Here is a 20,516-nt window from a genome sequence, read left to right as displayed (position 1 = left end):
TCGTCGTTGCCAAACAACTTGCCGAAAAATGATTGAGTCATGAGCCTTATCCTTGTGCTGATACTCGAGTGATAAACGTCTGTTGTTGTCTATTGGGTCACGGCGATGGCCGCATCCGGGTGATGGGTGATTTCATGGAGCAGGGCCATCTCGTCGATGGAGAGCACCTTCTGGGTGTTGAGCAAGATGACGAACTTGCCATTGACCTTGCCCATGCCGCTGATGAAATCGGCGCGGATCCTGGCTCCGAAACTCGGGGGCGGCTCTATCTCCTGCCTGGGAATGGTCAACACCTCGGAGACGGCATCGACCACGACCCCTATGTCCTGGGACCCTCCCTCCTGGTCCCCCTCCTGACCCTGGGTCTCTATGATGACGATGCAGCTGCGGCGGGTGACCGTCGAGGCGGCATTGCCAAAGCGGGCGTTGAGATCCACCACAGAGACCACGGCCCCCCTCAGGTTGATGACGCCCCTGATGAAGTCAGGCATCAGGGGGATGGGGGTGATGTTGCCGTACTCGATGATCTCCTTGACCCCCAGGATGTTGATGGCAAACATCTCCCCCTTGATGAGGAAGGTGAGGTATTGGGCATCGCCCTGGGTCGCCGCGGGCAGAGGCGTGGACGCCAGGGTCAGTTCGGTGGATGGATTCATGGGGCCTCCGGTCAGAAACGGACAAAGTCGGCGTCATCAACCGGCCCGCCGTGGACCGGTTGCGCAGGTTGGGATGAGGTCAGGAAGTGGCCGCGAGGCTGGGCCGGCTTGGCCCGCGCCACACTGGCGCCTCCCTGGCCCGCGGGCGTTCTGGCGGCCAGGATGAAGAAGTCCATGGTCTGCTGCAGCTCCTCCGCCTGACCGCTCATCTCCTCGGCGGTGGCGGCCAGCTCTTCGCTGCTGGCGGCGTTTTGCTGGGTGACCTGATTGAGCTGGTTCATGGCCTGGCTGATCTGGGTCACGGCCCCCGCCTGTTCGCCCGAGGCGGCGCTGATCTCCTGCACCAGATCCGAGGTCTTGCGAATGGAGGGGACTATCCGCCCCAGCAGCTCGCCGGCGCGCTCCGCCTGCTCCACGCTGCTGCTGGAGAGCTCCCCTATCTCCTGGGCCGCCACCTGGCTGCGCTCAGCCAGCTTGCGCACCTCGGCGGCGACCACGGCAAAGCCCTTGCCATGCTCCCCGGCCCTGGCCGCCTCGATGGCGGCGTTGAGGGCCAGCAGGTTCGTCTGGTAGGCGATGTCATCTATGATGCTGACCTTGCGCGCTATCTGCTGCATGGCGCTCACCGTCTGCTGCACCGAGGTGCCGCCCTCACCGGCCTCCTGGGCCGCCTGGCTGGCCATGGCATCGGTCTGGCGGGCGTTGTCCGTGTTCTGGTTGATGCTGGCGCTCATCTGTTCGACCGCCGTGCTGGTCTGCTCGACGCTGGCGGCCTGCTCGCTGGTGGCCTGACTCAGGGACTGGGCGGTGACGCTCACCTGATTGGAGGCATTGCTCAGGCTGTCGGTGGCGCTGCGTACCTCGTCTATGATGCCGGTGAGGGCGGTGATGGTGTCGTTCAGACCATCCTTGGTGCGACCGAAGATCCCGGGGTAGGGCTGTTCGATGCGCTGGGTCAGATCGCCCTTGGAGAGGGCGGTGGCGATGCGCATCACGTCCCCCAGGCTGGTGTCCGTCACCTCGGAGAGGCGGTTGAGCAGCTCGCTCAACCGTTTCACATAGCCCTGGCGCTCCACCAGACTGATGCGGTAGCTGAAGTCGCCCTGCTCCACGGCGGCGCTCACCTGCTGCTCTATGTCATTGATGAGGGCACCCAGCTTGTCGACCATGTATTGCATGGCCTCCAGCAGCTGGCCCGCTTCGTCCCGGGAGCTGACTTCCAGATGCACGTCCAGATCCCCCTCCGCCAGCTGGCGAGCGGCCTTGAGCGCCTGATTGATGGGGCCCGTGATGCTGCGGATCAGACGCAGGCCGAACCAGATGGCCGCCATCAGCCCGATGCCGATGCCGGCCATCACGGTGGGCAGCAGGGTCTGGTAGGCGGACTGGGCATGCTCGAACTCCGTCTTGGCGACGTCGAGCTGCAGGTTGACCAGCTCGGTCACCTTGCTGCTGATGGGGTCGATGGCCTCATAGAGGGGGCCATCGAACTCATTCAGGGTGCCGGTCAGCAGCCCCTGCCGGTTGGCCAGCAGATCGGTGAGCCGGTTGATCTCCCGGTTTGCCGTCTCAAACAGCGCCAGAGCCTGGTCCGAGAGCCGCTGCTCGTCCGGGGTCAGGCTGGTGGCCTGATAGGTCTGCCACTCCTGGGCTATCTGTTGCTGGGCGGCCTGGATCTCCTTGAGGGCAACATCGGCATTGATGAGGCCGGCATTCGCCTTGTTGACGTTGTCTATGATGGCGACGGCGTAGCGATCCGCTATCTCCTTGAGCTGCTTGAGGGGCACGACCCTGTCCTGATAGACCCGCAGCAGGCCCTGGTTGCCCTGCTGCATCCCGTAAAGTCCCAGACTGCTCAGCAGCAACAGCAGGGCGCAGAGGGCGCCGAGCAGCAGGAAGAGGCGGGTCTTGATGGTGGCATCCTTGAACATGGCTCGCTCCTACTCAATTGATACTGGGTTGGCTCTGGGGTGACCCGGCGCCAGTGTGGTTCAGCTGATGCAGCTCACGCCGGATGGCCGACTGGAGCAGGGCGGGGATGTCCAGGATCAGGGCGATGTCGCCTCCCCCCAGAATGGTGGAGCCGCTGATGCCGCTCAGCTGGTTGTAGAGCTTGCCGAGGGGCTTGATGACGGTCTGCAGCTCGCCGAGCAGCTCGTCCACCACCAGTCCGGACTTCTGGCCGCCGTGGCTGACCACCACTATGTTCTCTCTGCGTCCCGGCTGGCCCGAGAGCGCGAAATAGCGTTGCAGCCGCACGAAGGGCAGTACCTCGCCGCGCAGGTTGATGTAGTCCCGGCCCTGGGTGTCTTGCAGCGCCAGCTCGGTCAGCTCGACGCACTCGATGACCATGTCCAGGGGAATGACGTAGTGGGCACTGCCGACCCGCACCAGGAAGCCGTCTATGATGGCCAGGGTCAGGGGCAGGCGGATGCGCACCAGGGTGCCCTTGCCCGCCTCGCTGTGCAGCTCGACGCTGCCGCGCAGGGCCTGGATGTTGCGCTTGACCACATCCATGCCGACGCCGCGCCCCGACAGCTTGGTCACCTCCTCGGCGGTGGAGAACCCAGGCTCGAAGATGAGCTGGTATATCTCCTGGTCGCTGAGCTGTTGCCCCGGGCTCAGGATGTCGCGTTCCAGGGCCTTTTTCAGGATCCGCTCCCGGTCGAGGCCGGCGCCATCATCCCGGATCTCGAGCACTATGCTGCCCGAGTCATGAAAGGCGTTGAGGGTCAGGGTGCCCTGGCTCGGCTTGCCCGCCAGGCGGCGCCGCTCGGCCGATTCGATGCCGTGATCCATGGCGTTGCGCACCAGGTGCATCAGGGGATCGCCAATCTTCTCCACCACCGACTTGTCGAGCTCGGTGTCGGCCCCCGAGATGCGCAGCACTATGTCCTTGCCCAGCTCCTGGCTGACGTCTCGCACCACCCGCTGGAAGCGGTTGAAGGTTTCGCCGATGGGCACCATGCGCAGGTGCAGGGCGCCATCCCGGATCTCCTCGACCAGCATGGCGATGACGGAGGTGGCCTCCTGCAACTGGCTGTCGCGGCAACGCTGGGCCAGCAGGTTGGCCCCAGAGCTGGCCACCACCAGCTCGCCGACCAGGTTGATGAGGTCGTCCAGCTTGTCGGCGGGCACACGCACGAAGCGCTGCTCCCTGTTTTTCTGTTCCTTGCCCTGGTTCTGTTTCTTGAGGGCGGCATCGAGCACCACCTCGTCCACCGCCCCCTGGGCGACCAGGATCTCGCCGAGCCTGGGGGAGGTGGCTTCTTCCCTCTGCTGACACAGACCTGTGTCCAGTTCGGCCTGGGTAAGGGCCCCGGACTTGACCAGCAGCTGGCCAAGCAGTTCGCTCTCCTCGGGCAGGGCTGCCATGAAGGCCAGGTACTCTTCAACCTTGCTGTCTGGCGGCAGTATGACTATCCGGCAGTCATCGCGCACAAACTCGAACACCTCGGCGATGCTCTCCTTGCTGGCGCTGGAGTCGAAGTCGATCTCGTAGCCGAGATGGCAGAGTTCGGGATCGAACTCCTGCCAGGGCGGAATGGCCCCCGTGATGGTCTCCATGGTCACTATCTTGCCCAGGGTGGCGAGATAGCGCAGGAAGGAAGTGGGTTCCATGCCGTTCTTGAACACCTCAGCGCCAAAGCGCAGGGAGATGTGCCAGAGCCCGCTGGTCCCCCGAGGGGGGTCGCGCTCGACTTGCACCGGCTCGCCGCCGAGCGTCTGGGGGAGGGGAGAGGCTTCCCGCGGCTGCCAGACGAGCAGGCGCTCGCGCAGCGCCGCCTCCCTGGCGAGATCCCCGGGGGTCGGCTCTTCCCCCTGCTCGACCACGGTACTGACCAGCAGGTTGATGTGATCGCAGCTCTCCAGCAGCACCTTGATGAGGGGGGCCGAGATGGCGAGCCTGTGGTTGCGCACCTGATCGAGGATGTCCTCGACGATGTGGGTAAAGCCGATGATGGGGGTCAGCCCGAACAGGCCGGCGGATCCCTTGATGGTGTGAGCGGCCCGGAACACGGCGCCGATGAGCTCGTCATCGCCTGGTGTCGATTCCAGGCTGAGCAGGGCGGACTCCATCTCCACCAGCAGCTCTCTCGCCTCGACGAGGTAGGTTTGTAGCGCCTGATCCAGATCCATGCTCGGGCTCCTTGTCGCCTAGTCATTGAGGGTATAAAGCAGCAGGGTGGGATCGCCGAAGTAACCCGAGAGGTTGCACAGCTCGATTGCCTCCAGCACCACCTGACTGTGAAACAGCAGGTGCAGGCTACCCCCGCGGCGCCCGGCCTCCTGCTTGGCGGCGATCAGCAGTTGCAGACCGGCACTGTCGATCTCGCTGACCCCGGAGAGATCCATCTCTATCTCCCTGGGGTGTTCGAGCCATTCGCTCATCTGCTCCTTGAGCTCGCCGGCGTGATAGATGGTCATCTCACCTTCCAGCCTCATGGCAATCTTGTCTGGCAGTGACGTTGCGTGCAGCGGCATAGGACCTCCTGACTAGGGCATGATGAGCTTGGCGACGGCGGCCAGCATCTGTTCCGGCTGGAAGGGCTTGACCACCCAGGCCTTGGCACCGGCGGCCTGGCCCTCCTGCTTCTTGCTGTCCTGGGATTCGGTGGTCAGCATGATGATGGGGGTGAACTTGTAGCTGGCCAGCTTCTTGGCCTCCTTGACGAAGCTGATGCCATCCATGTTCGGCATGTTGACGTCGCTGATGATGAGGTTGATCTTCTTGCCATCGAGCTTGCTCAGGGCATCCCGCCCGTCGCAGGCATCGATGACATCGTAGCCTGCGGTCTTGAGGGTCATGCCGACGACCTGACGAATGGTCGCCGAGTCATCCACGATTAAGATGGTCTTGCCCATAACGCTCTCCTAGAAAAAGGTGATGTCCGTGTCTGTCTTTTGGGAAGGGGTCTGCTTGCCGTGGTGAATGTCCCGCTGCTCGTCGGTGGCGTAGGTGAGTTCCATGTCCGCCAGCCAGCGCTGGGCGTCGATGGCGAGCCGCTCGTGGGCGGGGGCGCTCTTGGCGTGGAGGAGGTGGTCGTACAGGCTCTCCATGTTCTGCCTGACATGGCTCAGGATCTGGCTGACCCTGTCCTGGAACTGGAGTGAGACGATGAGATCCGAGATCTCGGCATGAATACCGCTGCTCTCGTGCTGCAGGAGGGCGGCGGACTCCGCCAGGCTGGCGGTGGCCTCATGGAAGCGGGTCAGCACCTGCTCGATGGACTGCTCCGAGTGGGCGACGGATTCGTGATCCCGGGCCGCCGCCGATTCGGCAATCTGGAACACCTGGGCGATGCCGGTATTGATGGTATCGACCTTGCCTGACATCTTCTTGGCGGTCTCGCTGGAGAGGCGCGAGAGAGTGCGCACCTCGTCGGCCACCACGGCAAAACCGCGGCCCGCCTCCCCGGCCCGGGCCGCCTCGATGGCGGCGTTGAGGGCGAGCAGGTTGGTCTGGGATGCTATCTTGGCCACGTCCAGGGCCATGGCATTGAGCTCCTGGGTGTAGGCGGTGAGCCCCTTGATCTCCGCCAGCATGGCGTCTCTGTTCTGCTGGGTTGCCCGCATGCTGGCCAGTACCGTGCCCAGCTGGCGCTGGCTCTCGGCCAGCACGGCGGCCATTCCCTCCGAGTTCTCCCCGGCCAGGTCCCCGGCCGCATGGTGGGAGGCGGTCACCGCCTCCTCCAGCTTGGTGGAGATGCCGACGAAGCGTTCGGTGAGGCTGATCATGGCCCCCTCGCTCTGCTGGCGGGAGTTCTCTATCTGCTTGGTCCAGATGGGAACGGCCTGTTCGCAGACCTGCTCCAGGCCGGCCAGGGCGGCGCCACTGGTCTGGGCCTGCTGCTCCGGAGCCTGGGGCGGCGGGGCGGCGCTTTGGCCTCGGCCGAGCCAGAGGCCCACCGCCAGTGCCAGCACCAGGTTGATGGCCAGGTAGGGATAGGGCCAGCCCTGGGTTGCGAGACAGAGCAGGACGCCGTTAGCGACGGCCAGGGCGAGCACCCAGAAGAGGGGGGCCCGATGGGGTAATACAGCGCTGTGTTTTGCCATACATGAGCTCATCCGTGAACGCGGGGTGGGCGATCGACACTGACTGGTTAGCGCACTATGTAGTTATTAATTACTGATCGCTCAGTAATGGTAGCCCAAAAAGAAAAAAGGCAAGGGATCAGCAAGATAAAGGGAGAGGGGAGGAGGCTGGCGAGGGGGGACAAGTGGAGGATGGCGTTGCGCCATCCTCTTTCGGGTCTTGTTTAGCGGGGGCGATCGGCCTGCTGGCAGCCCGCGACGGCGCTGGCGATGAGCTCGAGCCCCGTCTGCTGGCAAGGGGGCAGTTCGTCGTCACACAGAGCCAGCGGCGTGACCCGATCGCCCCACTTGATGAGGGCGGCGCCCCAGGTCAGACCGGCGCCAAAAGCGGCGCTGAGCAGATAGCTGTTCGGTTTGACCCGGCCCTGTTCCAGCGCCTCGCACAGGGCGATGGGCACGGTGGCGGCGGAGGTGTTGCCGTACTGGGCTATGTTGACCATCACCTTCTCCATGGGGGCGTCCATCCGCTTGGCCAGGGTCTCGATGATCCTGAGATTGGCCTGATGGGGCACGATGAGATCGATCTGCTCCGGGGTGATGCCAGCCTGGGCCAGCACGGCGCCCGTGGCCTCGCCCATGCCTCTCACCGCCCGCTTGAAGATCTCCTGTCCCTCGAAGTTGAAGGTGAAGAGGCCGTCAATTTCGGCGAAACGCTCGCGATCTGTGCCGAAGTCTGGAATGTGCAGGATCTCGCGCGCCTCACCATCACAGCCGAGCCTGTTGGCTATCAGGCCGCTCTCCTGCTCGCTCGCCTCTATGATGACGGCGCCGGCGCCATCGCCGAACAGCACGGCGGTGTCGCGCTTGGCCCAGTCCAGCAGCTTGGTCAGTCGCTCGGCGCCAATGATCAGCACCCTCTTCATCATGCCGGTCTGCACCAGGGCGGTGCCGACGGAGAGCCCGTAGACGAAGCCGGTGCAGGCGGCATTGAGATCGAACACCGCCGCCTTGTGGGCGCCCAGGGCCTGCTGCACGGCGGAGGCACCGTTGGGGACCAGCGTGCCCGGGGTGGCGGTGGCGAGAATGATGCCGTCGAGCTGGCTCGCCTCGAGGCCGGCGCAGGCCAGGGCGCGGCGGGCGGCCAGGGTGGCCAGGGCCGAGCAGCTGACGTGGGAGACCCGGCGTGCCTTGATACCGGTGCGGGAGTGGATCCACTCATCCGAGGTATCCATGATGGTGCTGAGGTGATCATTGCTCAGCACGGCGGGGGGCAGGCACTTGCCCCACCCTGTGATATTGGCAAAAGTCATGGCGTTACCACTTGTCTCTGGGCCCCTGGCGAGGTGCGGCATGGGGCGGAAAATCGCGCAATTATGACGGAGCGGCTGCCATCTGTCATCCCGAGGCCCGGATCCGGCGCGTCGGGAGCGGGTCGGGGATGAAGGAGGGACCCGGTTCGGGTTGGGGCCGGGGACGAGCTGGATTAAGATGGGGCCGACGACAAGGAGTCCACCGTGAGCCCAACCCTGAATCCGAATGTGAACCTGAATCTGTTGCCCACCCTCAAGGTGTTGCTGGCGACCCGCAACCTCAGCCGGGCGGCGGAGCAGTTGCACCTGAGCCAGCCGGCCATCAGCAAGCAGCTGGCGCAGCTGCGGGAGGCCTTTGGCGACGAGCTGCTGGTGCGGGAGGGGCAGCGCTGGCTGCTGACACCCAGGGCCGAGGCGCTGGTCGCCGAACTCGGACAGGCCCTGGACGCCCTCGAGCGGCTCTATGCCCCCGTTAACTTTGTTCCCCGGACCTGCGAACGGGTGTTCCGGCTCGCCTCGTCGGATTATGTGGCCCAGTACATCCTGCCCGATATCTGCGCCGAGCTGGCGCGTCAGGCGCCGGGGGCGGCGCTGGAGTACAGCCTGTGGGACAAGCGCCAGTTGCCCGAACTGTGGCGATCCGAGCTGGATCTGGTGTCCACCATCACGGATCTGGTGCCGGATCAGATCCGCGGCCTGCACCAGGGGGAAGACAGGCTGGTGGTGCTGATGGGGCGCCACCACCCCCTGGCCGGACGCCCCCTGACCCTGACGGATTATCTGGCCTGGCCCCATCTGCAGGTGAGCGGCGGCGGGGACAAGGACAGCCCGGTGGAGCAGGTACTGGCGCCCCAGGGGCTCTCCCGGCGCTGGTTTGCCCGGGTGCCGTTTTTCCAGGCGGCCCTCGAGGTCTTGCTGCGCACCGACTGCCTGATGACCACACCGGCCCATATCGCCTGGCAGCTGAGTCAGCAACACGGACTCTGCTTCGTGGCCCTGCCGTTTGCGACCCGCTCCCAGCAGTACCACCTGATGTGGCACCAGCGCCATCATCAGGATCCGGCCCATCTCTGGTTTCGCGAGCTGGCCTTCCCCTTCCTGCGCGACCATCTGCAACGCACCCTCAAGGCGAGCCGGGCCTGGCTCTGATCCCGGCTTCACTATCATCCTGGGTTATGGGATCTATTCATAACTTTCACTACAGGCATGGTCAGCCCGGCGCTACCTTGGCTTTCAGATAATCGACTGGAGTAGATGAAATGGAGTGGAGCAGCTGGTTGGCCCTGGTGGCCATCTGCGTGATGGGGGCCATCAGCCCGGGGCCCAGCCTGGCGCTGATCATCCGCAATACGGTGCAGGGAGGGCAGGGTCACGGTGTGGCCACGGCGCTGGGCCACGGTCTGGGGGTCGGCATCTATGCGCTGATCACGGCCCTCGGCCTCGCCATCCTGCTTACCCAGACCCCGCTGCTGTTCGATCTCATCCGTTACGGCGGCGCCGCGTTTCTCGCCTGGCTCGGGGTCAAGGCGCTGCTGGCCAGGCCCGCAGGGGGTGAGACAGGCAGCGAAGAGGGGCATCCGCCCCGGGGCCGCCAGGGGGCGTTCGAGGGCTTTATGGTGGCCTTCTTGAACCCCCAGCTCGCCATCTTCTTCATCGCCCTGTTCAGCCAGTTCGTGCATGCCGACACCGGCTGGCGCGAGGGGAGCATCATGATGCTGACCGCAGGCGGCATAGACGCGCTCTGGTATGTGCTGGTGGCCCTGGTGCTCTCCCGGGGGCCCGTGCTGGCCTGGCTCAAGGCCAAATCCACCGTTATCGACAAGGTGAGCGGCTTGGTGCTGCTGGGGCTGGCGCTGAAGGTGGTGATCTGAGCTCTCCCGCGGTCTGTCCATGGCAGGCCTGGCTCAAGGCCACATCCGCCGTTATCGACAAGGTGAGCGGTCTGGTGCTGCTGGGGCTGGCCTTGAAGGTGGTGATCTGAACTCTCCCGCGGTCTGTCCATGGCTGGCCTGGTTCAAGGCCAAATCCACCGTGATCGGCACCCTCTCTCTGCTCCCTTCTCCCTTGGCGGGAGAAGGGTTGGGGATGAGGGGGCAACCATATGTGCTTGTCCGTGTACCGGGTCAATCCTGCATTTTGCGGTGACCTTAAGCGGGATCAAGGCGGGGAGCGGGGAGTCTGGCTAGAGTGGCGGGCATTTCTCGTCCGCTTTCAGACCAGACCCATGCAGGATCACACCCAGACTCACCGCCTCGAGCTGCTGGCCCCGGCCAGGAACCTCGCCTATGGCATCGAAGCCATCAACCACGGCGCCGATGCCGTCTATATGGGCGGCCCCGCCTTCGGTGCCCGCAGCGCAGCGGGCAACAGCATCGAAGACATCGAGGCGCTGGCCCGCCATGCCCACCGCTTCGGCGCCCAGCTCTTCGTCGCCTTCAACACCCTGCTGCACGACCACGAGCTGGAGCAGGCCCGGCGCCTGACTCATCAGATCTACGAGGCAGGAGCCGATGCGCTGATCGTGCAGGACATGGGGCTGCTGGCGCTCGATTTGCCCCCCATCGCGCTGCACGCCAGCACCCAGACCGACAACCGCACCCCGGAAAAGGTGAAATTTCTGCAGGACGTGGGCTTCTCCCAGGTGGTGCTGGCCCGCGAGCTCTCCCTTGCGCAGATCCGCGAGATAAGCGCCGCCACCAGCGTGCAGCTGGAGTTTTTTGTTCACGGCGCCCTGTGCGTCTCCTACAGCGGCCAGTGCAACATCAGCCACGCCCGCACCGGGCGCAGTGCGAACCGCGGCGAGTGCGCCCAGCTCTGTCGACTGCCCTGTTCCCTGCAAACGCCAGGGGGTGAGGTGCTGGTGGAAAACAGCCACCTGTTGTCCCTCAAGGACATGGATCAGAGCGCGAACCTGGAGGCGCTGATCGCCGCTGGGATCCGCTCCTTCAAGATTGAAGGGCGCCTCAAGGGTCTGGACTACGTCAAGAACGTCACCGCCTGGTATCGCCAGAAGCTGGACACCATCCTGGCGAGCCGCCCCGATCTGGTGGCCGCTTCCGCCGGTCGTTGCAGTTACACCTTTACGCCGGATCCCAAGAAGAGTTTCAACCGGGGCAGCACCGACTACTTCCTCCATGGCCGACAGCCTGGCATCGACTCGCCGCGCAGCCCGAAATACGTCGGGGAGCCGCTCGGGCGCGTCACCAGAGTGACCCGCGATGGCATCGAGATCGACGGCCAGGCCGTCACCCTCAACAATGGCGATGGTCTGGGCTTCTTCAAGCCGGGTGGGGAGCTGGTGGGGATGCGCCTGAACAAGGTGGAAGGCAAGCGGTTACTCCTGTCGGAACCCATGCCCGGTCTCAAGGTGGGCATCGAGATCTTTCGCAACCACGATCAGGCCTTCAGCAAGCAGCTCGAAAAGGGGAGCGCGGATCGCCGCATCCGGGTCGATATGCGGCTATCGGAGTGCGACGAGGGATTGCGGCTCGAACTTGTGGACGAGCAGGGCATCGGCGCCGCCGTCACGCTCCCCTGCGACCAGCAGCTGGCCGACAATCCGGCGCGGGCGCTGCAACAGGCCAGGGATCAGCTCGGCAAACTCGGCAACACCCTGTTTGTGGCTCGCCAGATTGAGTTGGCAATAACGAGGCCGCTGTTTATTGCGGCTTCACAGCTTAACGGCTTGCGCCGGGAGGGGATCGCCGCCCTGGAGGCGGCCCGTCTGGCTGCCTACCGGCGACCCGAGCGGCGCATTCCCCTGCGAGGCGCCGTTTATCCCCAGCATCGGCTCTCCTACCTCGGCAACGTGCTGAACAGCGCGGCGGAGCAGTTCTTTCGCGAACACGGGGTGGGGAGCATCGCCCCCGCCTATGAGGCGAACAAGGAGGAGCGGGAAGTGGTGCTGATGACAACGAAGCACTGCATCCGCTACAGCCAGCAGCTATGCCCCAAGGAGGTGCCCGGTCTCAAGGCCGAGCCCCTGGAGCTCAAGATGGGCAAGGAGAGCTTTCGCCTGCGCTTTGACTGCCACCGCTGCGAGATGCAGGTGATGGGCAGCCTGAAGAGGGGATGATTGCCCGTGTGGGCATGGGGCTGGAGCGGATTTGATGGCAGTATGGGGCGCGGCCTTGTCACGGATATCCCCTGGTGAGGCGCCTGCCCCCAGCCTTCTTCTGACAAAGGATCCGTCATGAACATCAATGCACTGCCGTTTTGCACCACGAACTGGGCCGAGGTCCCGCCGACCGAACACAAGGGAGAGCACGGCGTCGCCCGCTGGCACACCCGGCAGTTCGGGGATCTGCGGGTGCGAATGGTGGAGTACTCCCCCGGGTATCTGGCGGATCACTGGTGCAGCAAGGGCCATGTGCTGCTCTGCCTCGAAGGGGAGCTGCACACCGAGTTGCAGGATGGCCGCGTCTTCACCCTGACGCCGGGCATGAGCTACCAGGTGGCGGACAATGCCGAACCCCATCGCTCCTACACCGAACTGGGCGCTCGCCTCTTTATCGTCGACTGAGTCACCCTCTTTCCCGTTTCCCCTTGTACATCAGGATCTTGCCATGCTTGAACTCAGACCCAACTGCGAGTGCTGTGACCGGGATCTGCCCGCCGACACGGCGACAGCCTACATCTGCTCCTTCGAGTGCACCTTCTGCGCCGAGTGCAACGATCAGTATCTGCACCTGATCTGCCCCAACTGCGGCGGCGAGCTGGTCAGGCGCCCGCGCCGCCCGGCGGCCAAGCTGGTGAACAACCCCGCCTCCCTCCAGCGCGTCTTCAATCCGGCTCTGAAAGCGGCGCTGGGCAAGGGGGGCTAGGGCGCTCCCTTCATGGGAAGGGCTGGGCTGGCAACTGGCTCGCCCCTGTGGCCTTTGACCTTCTCCCGGCGGCAGCCCCTATCAAGGGGGCTCACACCAAAGGAGCAAAAGATGACGGAGCGATTCGAAGGAGAAGGGGCGAAGGCCTATGACAGTCGCATCCCCCTGCTGGTGCCAGGCTACGAACTACTGCACCAGCTTTGCGCCTCCCGGCTGATGGCCGCGCTGGGCCAGCAGGCCCGGGTGCTGCTGGTGGGGGTGGGCACGGGCAGCGAGTTGCTGCTGCTTGGCCGTCTCTGCCCCCGCTGGGCCTTAGTGGCCCAGGATATCTCGGCGGACATGCTGGCCCAGGCCAGGATGCGGGCCGAGCAGGCGGGCATGGGGGAGCGGGGGTGCTGTCACCTGCGAGCAGATGGTGCGCCGCCTCGGGGAGGATTTCACCTCCCTGGACGAGGGACAGACCCGACGCCTCTTGCAAGGCGCCGGTTTTGCGGCGGCGCAGCGTTTTTTCAGGCGCCGGGCTTTCACGGCTGGCTGGCACTGCGGCACTCGCGCCCCTCACAGGGCGTGCAGCGCCCAGCCAGAGAGATAGAGCCCCAGGCCGAACACGGCATGGTTGATCAGGCTGTGAACCCGGGCCGAGGCGGGATTCGGTGTGCGGGAGGCGGCGATGCCGGCCCCCATGCCGGGCTGCATCACAAGAAACGGGGCCGCCACTGTGACCAGACCCAGGGCGAGGGCCGGGCCCGGCGTGGGCGCCAGCAGCCAGTCTTGACCCTGGATGGCAATCAGCAGGGCGGCGAAGGCGATACCTATGAGGTAGTGAGCGCTCCAGCCGATGAGGCTTTCCCCCGGGATGGGGTTGGCCGCCCCTATGGCCTCATGACGGAACCGGCCCCGGGGCATGTGACCGAGCCAGCGCCCCATCATGGCGTAGCTCGGCAGCGGCATGCCCAGCAGCGGCTTTCGCGCCACGCCCCACAGATCCATCAAGGCCGTTGCGCCGACCCCGATAAGCAGCACGGCGAGCAGAGTGTTCATGGCATCTTCCTTGTCTTGAGTTGAAACTGACGCTAGCGTACAACTTCAAGTCGACTTGAGGTCAAGGGGGGAGTGTGGATATATCCGAGGTGGTGAAGCGGTCCGGGGTGCCTGCCTCGACCTTGCGTTTCTACGAGGAGAAGGGGCTGATCCAGGCCCTTGGCCGTCAGGGCATCAGGCGCCAGTTTGCGGCCAGCGTGCTGGAGCGCCTGGCGCTCATCGCCCTGGGGCGGGCGGCGGGTTTCTCGCTGGACGAGATTGCACGTATGTTCGGGGACGACGGGCGCCCCGAGATAGACAGGGAGCAGCTGCTGCACAAGGCCGAGGAGCTGGATCGCACCATAGTGCAGCTGACTGCGATGCGCGACGGTCTGCGCCATGCCGCCATCTGCCCGGCGCCGAGCCATATGAGCTGTCCCACCTTTCGCCGCCTGCTGGGGGCCGCCGCCCGTGGCGTCATCCAGGGGCGCAAACCGCCGCGCCCCTGAGTCGAGTGCCGGGGCGAGCAGGTCGCTTCCTCAGCCGTCGATCCCCTCCAGCGCCAGCAGCGCCTGCTTGATGGGCAGGCCCCCCGCATAGCCGGTGAGGCTGCCGTTCTGGCCTATCACCCTATGGCAGGGCACTATGATGGAGAGCGGATTGCGGCCATTCGCGGCCCCCACCGCCCGCACCGCGCTCGGCTTGCCGATGGCGCGGGCGATGTCACCGTAGCTGCGGGTCTCCCCGTAGGGAATGTCGCACAGGGCCTGCCACACCGCTTGCTGAAACGCCGTGCCCCGCGCCGCGAGCGGCAGGGTGAAGCGCTGCAACCGTCCCGCGAAGTAGTCCCGAAACTCGGCAAGGAAGGGGGCGAGCGCCTCGCCGTCCTGCTGCCAGTCCTGCATGTCGGGCAGCGGCCGCAGCCCGGCCACGAAGTCCACGTGGACCAGACCGTGCTTATCGATGGCGACCAGCAGATCGCCGCAGCGGGTGGGTAAAATATCGTAGCGGATCATGGGCTTTTCTCCTCGTCTTGTTCGTTGTCGGGCTGGGTGAGCAGCGCCGGTTGTTCGCTCATGGCATGCCATAGCCAGCTCGCGGCATAGGCGCGCCACGGCTGCCAGGGGGCGCTGCGCACTGTCACCTCTTTCACCGGCAGCTTGTCACCGCCCCCCAGCGCCTTTTGCAGCACGAGATCGGAGGCGGGGAAGGCATCCGTGTCCAGCCCGCAGCGCAGCCGCCAGTAGGCGACCGTCCAGGGGCCTATGCCCGGCAGCGCGAGCAGTTGCTCGTCCCTTGCCGTGGCGAGGGTGAGCGCACCGCTTGCGAGCGCCGAGGCCAGCCCTTGCAGGGTGCGGATGCGGCTGCCCGGCATGCCGATGCCGTCCAGATTGAGCTCGCACAGCTGGGCCGGGGTGGGCAGCTGCGCCGTGCCGAACTGCGCCAGGGTGCGCGCCACCAGGCGCCCCATGATGGTGATGGCCCCCTTGACCGACACCTGCTGGCCGACGATGGCGCGCAGCATCACCTCGTATTCATCCCAGCCCCCCGGCAGCCGCACCCCGGGCCAGCGCCCCTGTATCCGCGCCAGCAGTGAATCCTGCCCCAGGTGCTCGCCGATGCGGCCCATGTCGGCATCGAGATCCCACATGCGGCGCACGCGATACAGGATGTCCGGCAGCGCACCCGGCGGCAGATCCCGCACCGTCAGCCTGAGCCTCTCCCCCTCGACGGGCTCGATGCGAACGACCCCCTCCTGATCGCCGACCCGGTGACGGCGCTCGTAGCCGTGCTCATCCACCCGCTCCAGCCCGGGGATGGCGCGCAGCCGGTAGAACGCGAGCATGGCCCGGGCATCGAACGGCGGGCGATACGGCAGGTGCAGTTGCAGGCTCGATTGCGGCGTCTCTTGCTGTGCGTCCCCTTCCTGCTTGCGCAGGGCCCCCGGCGTCATGCCATACGCCTGTTGCCAGGCATCGTTGAAGCGGCGAATGCTGGCAAAGCCTGCGGCAAACGCCACGTCCGTGATGGGCAGGCGTGTCTCCGTCAGCAGCCGTTTTGCGAGCAGCAGGCGGCGCGTCTGCTCCACCTGTTTCGGCGAGGCGCCGAGGTGTTGTTCGAACTGGCGCCTCAGGGTGCGCTCCGTGATCCCGGCCTGGGCCGCAAGGGCGCCCAGGCTGTGCTCCGCGAGCTCGCCGCGCTCGATGCGCGCCAGCACCTGGGCGACGAGCGGCGGCAGATCGCCGCACTGCGCCGGTGCCAGCTCGGGGCGACAGCGCAGGCAGGGCCGCAGCCCGTGCTGCTCCGCCGCCGCCGCGAAGCGAAAATACTGCACGTTGTGCTCGTGCGGTGCCCGCGCCGGACACACGGGGCGGCAATAGATGCCGGTGGAGAGCACCCCGGTGAAGAAGCGGCCATCGAAACGCGCGTCGCGTGCGAGCCGGGCGGCGTGGCACTGTTCCCGGGTGAGGCCAGGGATGATCTCGTCCCTTTGGGGTGAAGGTGGGGGCACTGTGGTCATGGCATGGCTCGGGTTTCAGTGGGCATATCCCAGAGACTAAGGGGGTGCGAGAGGGGTGACTAGCCAAAAACGGACAGAGATAGCAAAAATAGTCGGGCAGGGGGAAAGCGGGCGCGACGAAGGGCGCGCCCGGTAGCCGTTATTTCAGGTAGCGCTGTTCGAGGTGCTGACGCAGCCACTGGGGATTGAGCGCCTCGCCGCTCGCGCGGCGCACCAGCTCGTCCGTGTCGAACGCGCTGCCGTGTTGCCACACGTTTTGCTGCAACCAGCCGAACACGTCGGCGAGTCTGCCCTGTGCCACCAAAGTGCCGAGGGACGCGCCGAGCGCACGCTCCAGCGCGAAGCGCAGCTGCGCCGCGTACATGGCGCCGAGCGTGTAGCTCGGGAAGTAGCCAAACGAGCCGTCCGTCCAGTGGATGTCCTGCATGCAGCCATCCCGGTAGTTGCCCTTGGTCGACAATCCGAGCCACTGCTGCATCTTCGCATCCCACAGTTCGGGGATGTCCGCCACCTCGATGCGCCCCTCGATGAGGTCACGCTCCAGCTCGTAGCGCAGGATCACGTGGGCCGGGTACGTCACCTCGTCGGCATCGACCCGGATGAGGCCAGGTTTCACATCGAGATACAGGCGCGCCAGGTTCTCGGGGGCGAGGGCGGGCTGGGTGCCGAAGTGGCGTGCTATGTGCGGCGCTATCAGGTTCAGGAACGCAGGGTCATGGCCGAGCTGCATCTCGCAAAACAGGCTCTGGCTCTCGTGAATGCCCATGGATCGCGCCTCGGCAACCGGCTGGCCGAGCAGATGGCGCGGCAGCCCCTGCTCGTAGCGCGCGTGGCCCGTCTCGTGGACTATGCCCATCAGGCTGGAGACGAATTCGTCCTCGTTGTAGCGCGTGGTGATGCGCACGTCCGTCGGCACGCCGCCGCAGAACGGGTGGCTGCTCACGTCGAGGCGGCCGTGCGCAAAATCAAAGCCGAGCAGCCCCATCACCTCCTGGCCGAGCGCCTGCTGGCTCGCGATGGGGAAGGGGCCCCTGGGCTGCAAGGGCTGTGTCTGGCGCTGGCGCGTCGTCACGTCCTGGATGAGGCCCGGCAACCACTGGCCGAGGTCGCCGAAGATGACGTCCAGCCGCGCGCTCGTCATGCCGGGTTCGTACAGTGCCAGCATGGCGTCGTAGGGGCGCACCGAGAGCGCCTCGGCGCGCAAGGTGGCCACCTCCCGGGACAGGCGCACCACCTCCTCGAGGTTCGGCGCAAAGCCTGCCCAGTCGTTCTCCTTGCGCTGGCGACGCCAGGCATGTTCACAGCGACTGCCGGCCAACGACAGCGCCTCCACCAGATCCCCCGGCAGCAGGGTCGCATCCTGCCACTGACGCTTGATCTCGTGCAGGTTCGCCCGTTGCAGCTCGCTCAGGGGTTCGGCCTCGGCGTCGGCGATCCACTGGGCCAGCTGCGGCGCAGTGCGCGCTGTGTGCAGCAGCAGATCCAGCTCAGCCATGGCCTCGGCGCGGGCTTCGTTGCCCCCCTGAGGCATGACGGCGGCCTGATCCCAGCCGCAGATGGCGCCAAGGTGGGAGAGGCGGTAGAGCCGTTGCTGGTGTTGCTCCAATTGTTGATATGACATAAGGGGTCCTTGTTATTGTGGTTGGGTCCTGGCTGCCGTCCGGCAGGCCCGCTCCTGGCAAGGACGGGCGTCCCGATGCTAGCACCGGCCGCGGCGACGGGCCAGCACCCGCCTGGTCAGCCGAGGCGCTGCTGGTGGCGTTCCCGGTTCTGGGCCTTCTTCTGCTCGCTCTTGCGCAGCAGTACATAGAGGGCGCCGCTGCCGCCGTGGTGCGGCTGGGCGCTGTGGGCCGCCATCACGCTCGGCAGGCAGGGCAGCCAGGCGCTGATCTGGCTCTTGAGTCGCCCCCGCTTTGCGCCCTCCAAGGAGGGGGCCGACTGCGCTGGGCCCTCGCCCCGGCCATGGAGGATCAGCAGGCAGCGGATGTCGCGCCGCTCGCAGTCACGCAGGAAGTCGACCAGGGCTCGGCGCGCCTCCGGCACACTGTGGCGGCGCAGATCCAGGCTGCCCTGCAGCACATATTTGCCAAGGCGCAGCTTCTTGTAGACCCCCTCCTGCACACCGTCGCGCTTGAAGCCGACGATGGCGTGGGGATCGAGGGCGGGAGCGGGATCTAGGGAGAGCAGGTCCAGCTCGTCGCTGGTGCCATGGGTGGCGGCGTGACGCCGGGCGAGCTGGGCCTCGCTCGCGCCGGCCGTGCCGGGCTGGGGGCTGATGCGGTCATGGCGAATGGGTTTCACATCGGCCACTTCCTGCAGGAAGAGTGAGCGTTCGTCGTTATCGGACACGGCAGGCTCCCGGAGAGTAGGAATGAGCCTTGCAGTGTAGCGTCAGCAACACCGGGAGAACATCGTCAGCGCAGACGACGCAGAGGGTCAGTGGGGCGAGAGAAGCTCACCCCCCGAGGAGGAGGGACGCGGGCCGGCCCCGACCAAGGGCGCCGGGGCGCCCCTGCGGGAGCAGCCCCGGGCTGGCGCCTCAGTGATGGGGCGCCTTGGGGGAGGGCTGACCCTCCTCCACCGGCGGCTGCGCCTTGTGTACCTTGTAGATGAAGTAACCGGCGTAGAAGCTGATCAGCGCCACCGTCACCAGTATGACCAGCATGGACATCCACCCCACGGGGTGGCCAAACATCAGGTTCAACCAAAAATCCATCTCATCCGCTCCTGCCGTTCGTCGATGACAGGCATGATAGATACCTCTTTATGGGGCAGAGATGATCTCGATCAACTCCCATGCTGCTTATTTAATCGCTGGCTGACCCTGTGACGGCGCGCACAGACTCGGGCCGGGTCAGGGGCTCGATGCGCCAGCCTGCCCCTTCAAGCAAGGCCAGGAGTCCCTGCTCCCCATACAGGTGCAGGGCGCCGACCACCACGAAGCTCTCGGCGGGCAGGGCGGGCAGGCGGCGCAGCCAGTCGTGATTGCGCCGGGCCAGCAGGGTCTGCTCCAGCCACTGTTGCAGCGCCGGGGGGGCCATCTCCTCCTTGAGCAGGGCGATGAGCCGTGCCTCGTCCCCGTCCTGCCAGGCAGCCAGGATGGCGGCGAAGCTGGTGTCGAGCTCGGGCAGCTCGTCCAGGGTGGCGGCCAGCATCAGATCCTGATGCTCTGCCACGCTGGCGAGGTAGCCGAGCTGTTCGGTCAGGGTCTCCAGCCCCTGTACCGGTTTGCCTCCTTGGGCGGCGCGGTTGGCGAAGTGCTGATCGATGCCGTACTCGCCGCTAAAAGGGCTCTTCACCAGGGCCCGCTGGGTCAGACTGATGGCGGCAAACCAGGGTTGCAGGCCGTCCAGGCTGGCTGGAGGCAGGCCCAAGCGGCTCGCCGCCTCCTGGGTGCGTCGATAGAGCGCCGGGGGGATCTCGTTGGCCAGGGTCCGGCCCGGCGGCAACCGGGTCAGGCTTGCCACCTGCTGCCATTCATCGGCCGGGATGGCCGCCATGTCCACCTCGAGCACCAGGGCGCGGCTCTGGGCCCAGGCCCGCTCTATGGCGTCCGGCAGGGGATAGATGCTCGCCTGGGCGGCATGGATGGAGCCCAGCAGCCAGAACTGCCGATCCCCCTTACTGAGGTGATAGAAGGCGGGCTCGGCCAGCAGCCGGGTCGGCAGCAGCAGCCAGAGCAGCAGGGGCAGTAGCAGGCGAAAGGCGGACATGGAACTCCTTGGGAGATGGCAGTTTGCACATGATTCGGGTAATGGCTTGGGTCTATGATAAGGCCTCATCCATATCAGCCAAGAGGTTTCCCATGCCCCACCTGCGTTTTCGCGCCGTCGACGTCGAGGTCTTGCAGCGTATCAGCACCCCCCTGGTCGCGGATCTGTGCGCCCTGACCGGCGGCAAGCCGGAGTTTGTCACCCTGGAATCTCTGGGGAGCCGCTTTGTGCGTGACGGCCAGCCGGAGGCGGGCAACCCCTTCGTCGAGCTGCTCTGGTTCGCCCGCCCCCAGGGAGTGCAGGACGAGGCGGCGGCCCTCATCACCCGCCATCTCAAGCAGGCCCTCGGCGAGCAGACCTATGTGGTGGTGCAGGTGATGGCCATCGACAAGTCCGCCTACTACAGCAATGGCGAGCACTATTGATTGTGCGTCGCT

Annotated in this window: 21 protein-coding genes; 7 read left to right on the top strand and 14 right to left on the bottom strand. The window is 65.7% G+C overall.

Translation table 11 applies throughout. The features are described from left to right. Positions 1–89 precede the first annotated feature (89 nt). The 7 genes from ACEUCR_RS05990 to ACEUCR_RS05960 all read right to left on the bottom strand — a co-directional run bounded on the left by ACEUCR_RS05990 (position 90) and on the right by ACEUCR_RS05960 (position 8,002). Positions 90–656 (bottom strand): chemotaxis protein CheW, encoded by a 567-nt coding sequence (locus tag ACEUCR_RS05990; protein WP_392443400.1) that lies wholly within the window; start codon positions 654–656, stop codon positions 90–92. 11 nt (positions 657–667) lie between these two features. Beyond that, positions 668–2,587, bottom strand: coding sequence for a HAMP domain-containing methyl-accepting chemotaxis protein (locus ACEUCR_RS05985; RefSeq protein ID WP_392443398.1), 1,920 nt, complete (start codon positions 2,585–2,587; stop codon positions 668–670). A 13-nt stretch (positions 2,588–2,600) separates the two neighbouring features. Further along, entirely contained in the window at positions 2,601–4,796 is a 2,196-nt protein-coding gene (locus ACEUCR_RS05980; RefSeq protein ID WP_408788784.1) for a chemotaxis protein CheA, read from the bottom strand. An 18-nt stretch (positions 4,797–4,814) separates the two neighbouring features. Next, positions 4,815–5,141: an STAS domain-containing protein gene (locus ACEUCR_RS05975; protein ID WP_408746915.1), complete on the bottom strand. Its 327-nt coding sequence runs from the start codon at positions 5,139–5,141 to the stop codon at positions 4,815–4,817. 12 nt (positions 5,142–5,153) lie between these two features. After that, on the bottom strand, positions 5,154–5,522 hold the full coding sequence (locus tag ACEUCR_RS05970) for a response regulator (protein WP_041995781.1): 369 nt from the start codon (positions 5,520–5,522) through the stop codon (positions 5,154–5,156). Positions 5,523–5,531: 9 nt separating this feature from the next. Then, entirely contained in the window at positions 5,532–6,713 is a 1,182-nt protein-coding gene (locus ACEUCR_RS05965; protein ID WP_408788781.1) for a methyl-accepting chemotaxis protein, read from the bottom strand. Positions 6,714–6,916: 203 nt separating this feature from the next. Next, positions 6,917–8,002: a ketoacyl-ACP synthase III gene (locus ACEUCR_RS05960; RefSeq protein ID WP_408788778.1), complete on the bottom strand. Its 1,086-nt coding sequence runs from the start codon at positions 8,000–8,002 to the stop codon at positions 6,917–6,919. 204 nt (positions 8,003–8,206) lie between these two features. Here ACEUCR_RS05960 and ACEUCR_RS05955 point away from each other — a divergent pair, with 204 nt between their 5' ends. The 5 genes from ACEUCR_RS05955 to ACEUCR_RS05935 all read left to right on the top strand — a co-directional run bounded on the left by ACEUCR_RS05955 (position 8,207) and on the right by ACEUCR_RS05935 (position 12,825). Continuing rightward, positions 8,207–9,151 carry a LysR family transcriptional regulator gene (locus tag ACEUCR_RS05955; RefSeq protein WP_244463694.1) on the top strand — a complete coding sequence of 315 codons (945 nt, stop codon included), beginning with the start codon at positions 8,207–8,209 and terminating at the stop codon, positions 9,149–9,151. 110 nt (positions 9,152–9,261) lie between these two features. After that, positions 9,262–9,873 carry a LysE family translocator gene (locus tag ACEUCR_RS05950; RefSeq protein WP_111873344.1) on the top strand — a complete coding sequence of 204 codons (612 nt, stop codon included), beginning with the start codon at positions 9,262–9,264 and terminating at the stop codon, positions 9,871–9,873. A gap of 353 nt (positions 9,874–10,226) precedes the next feature. Continuing rightward, a complete protein-coding gene (locus ACEUCR_RS05945) occupies positions 10,227–12,077 on the top strand; it encodes a peptidase U32 family protein (RefSeq protein WP_408788775.1) in 1,851 nt (616 codons plus the stop codon). 117 nt (positions 12,078–12,194) lie between these two features. After that, positions 12,195–12,524 (top strand): DHCW motif cupin fold protein, encoded by a 330-nt coding sequence (locus ACEUCR_RS05940; protein WP_408788772.1) that lies wholly within the window; start codon positions 12,195–12,197, stop codon positions 12,522–12,524. 43 nt (positions 12,525–12,567) lie between these two features. Next, complete coding sequence (locus tag ACEUCR_RS05935) at positions 12,568–12,825, top strand: DUF1272 domain-containing protein (protein ID WP_279988874.1); 258 nt, start codon at positions 12,568–12,570, stop codon at positions 12,823–12,825. A 558-nt stretch (positions 12,826–13,383) separates the two neighbouring features. Here ACEUCR_RS05935 and ACEUCR_RS05930 read toward each other — a convergent pair. Next, positions 13,384–13,866 carry a DUF2938 domain-containing protein gene (locus ACEUCR_RS05930; protein ID WP_408788769.1) on the bottom strand — a complete coding sequence of 161 codons (483 nt, stop codon included), beginning with the start codon at positions 13,864–13,866 and terminating at the stop codon, positions 13,384–13,386. A gap of 74 nt (positions 13,867–13,940) precedes the next feature. Between ACEUCR_RS05930 and ACEUCR_RS05925 the strand changes: the two genes are divergently transcribed. Beyond that, on the top strand, positions 13,941–14,354 hold the full coding sequence (locus ACEUCR_RS05925; protein WP_041995805.1) for a helix-turn-helix domain-containing protein: 414 nt from the start codon (positions 13,941–13,943) through the stop codon (positions 14,352–14,354). Positions 14,355–14,384: 30 nt separating this feature from the next. Here ACEUCR_RS05925 and ACEUCR_RS05920 read toward each other — a convergent pair whose 3' ends face one another. The 6 genes from ACEUCR_RS05920 to ACEUCR_RS05895 all read right to left on the bottom strand — a co-directional run bounded on the left by ACEUCR_RS05920 (position 14,385) and on the right by ACEUCR_RS05895 (position 20,079). Continuing rightward, entirely contained in the window at positions 14,385–14,861 is a 477-nt protein-coding gene (locus ACEUCR_RS05920; RefSeq protein WP_408758872.1) for a methylated-DNA--[protein]-cysteine S-methyltransferase, read from the bottom strand. Further along, the gene (locus ACEUCR_RS05915) at positions 14,858–16,366 is read right to left on the bottom strand and encodes a DNA-3-methyladenine glycosylase 2 family protein (RefSeq protein ID WP_408788766.1); all 1,509 of its coding nucleotides are present in this window, start codon (positions 16,364–16,366) and stop codon (positions 14,858–14,860) included. The genes ACEUCR_RS05920 and ACEUCR_RS05915 overlap by 4 nt, the downstream gene beginning before the upstream one ends. Positions 16,367–16,505: 139 nt before the next feature. Continuing rightward, positions 16,506–17,987, bottom strand: a complete 1,482-nt coding sequence (locus tag ACEUCR_RS05910) for a carboxypeptidase M32 (protein ID WP_408758867.1) — start codon at positions 17,985–17,987, stop codon at positions 16,506–16,508. A 116-nt stretch (positions 17,988–18,103) separates the two neighbouring features. Further along, a complete protein-coding gene (smrA, locus tag ACEUCR_RS05905; protein ID WP_408788763.1) occupies positions 18,104–18,715 on the bottom strand; it encodes a DNA endonuclease SmrA in 612 nt (203 codons plus the stop codon). Between the two features lie 190 nt (positions 18,716–18,905). After that, positions 18,906–19,082, bottom strand: coding sequence for a DUF3149 domain-containing protein (locus ACEUCR_RS05900; protein ID WP_084205335.1), 177 nt, complete (start codon positions 19,080–19,082; stop codon positions 18,906–18,908). Positions 19,083–19,173: 91 nt separating this feature from the next. Further along, positions 19,174–20,079, bottom strand: a complete 906-nt coding sequence (locus ACEUCR_RS05895; protein WP_408788760.1) for a TraB/GumN family protein — start codon at positions 20,077–20,079, stop codon at positions 19,174–19,176. Positions 20,080–20,171: 92 nt separating this feature from the next. Between ACEUCR_RS05895 and ACEUCR_RS05890 the strand changes: the two genes are divergently transcribed. Next, complete coding sequence (locus ACEUCR_RS05890) at positions 20,172–20,504, top strand: DUF1904 family protein (RefSeq protein WP_408788757.1); 333 nt, start codon at positions 20,172–20,174, stop codon at positions 20,502–20,504. Positions 20,505–20,516: the final 12 nt, after the last annotated feature.

Source organism: Aeromonas bivalvium (genome assembly GCF_046078285.1).
Lineage (GTDB): Bacteria > Pseudomonadota > Gammaproteobacteria > Enterobacterales > Aeromonadaceae > Aeromonas > Aeromonas bivalvium.
This window is presented reverse-complemented; position numbering and strand designations above follow the sequence as displayed.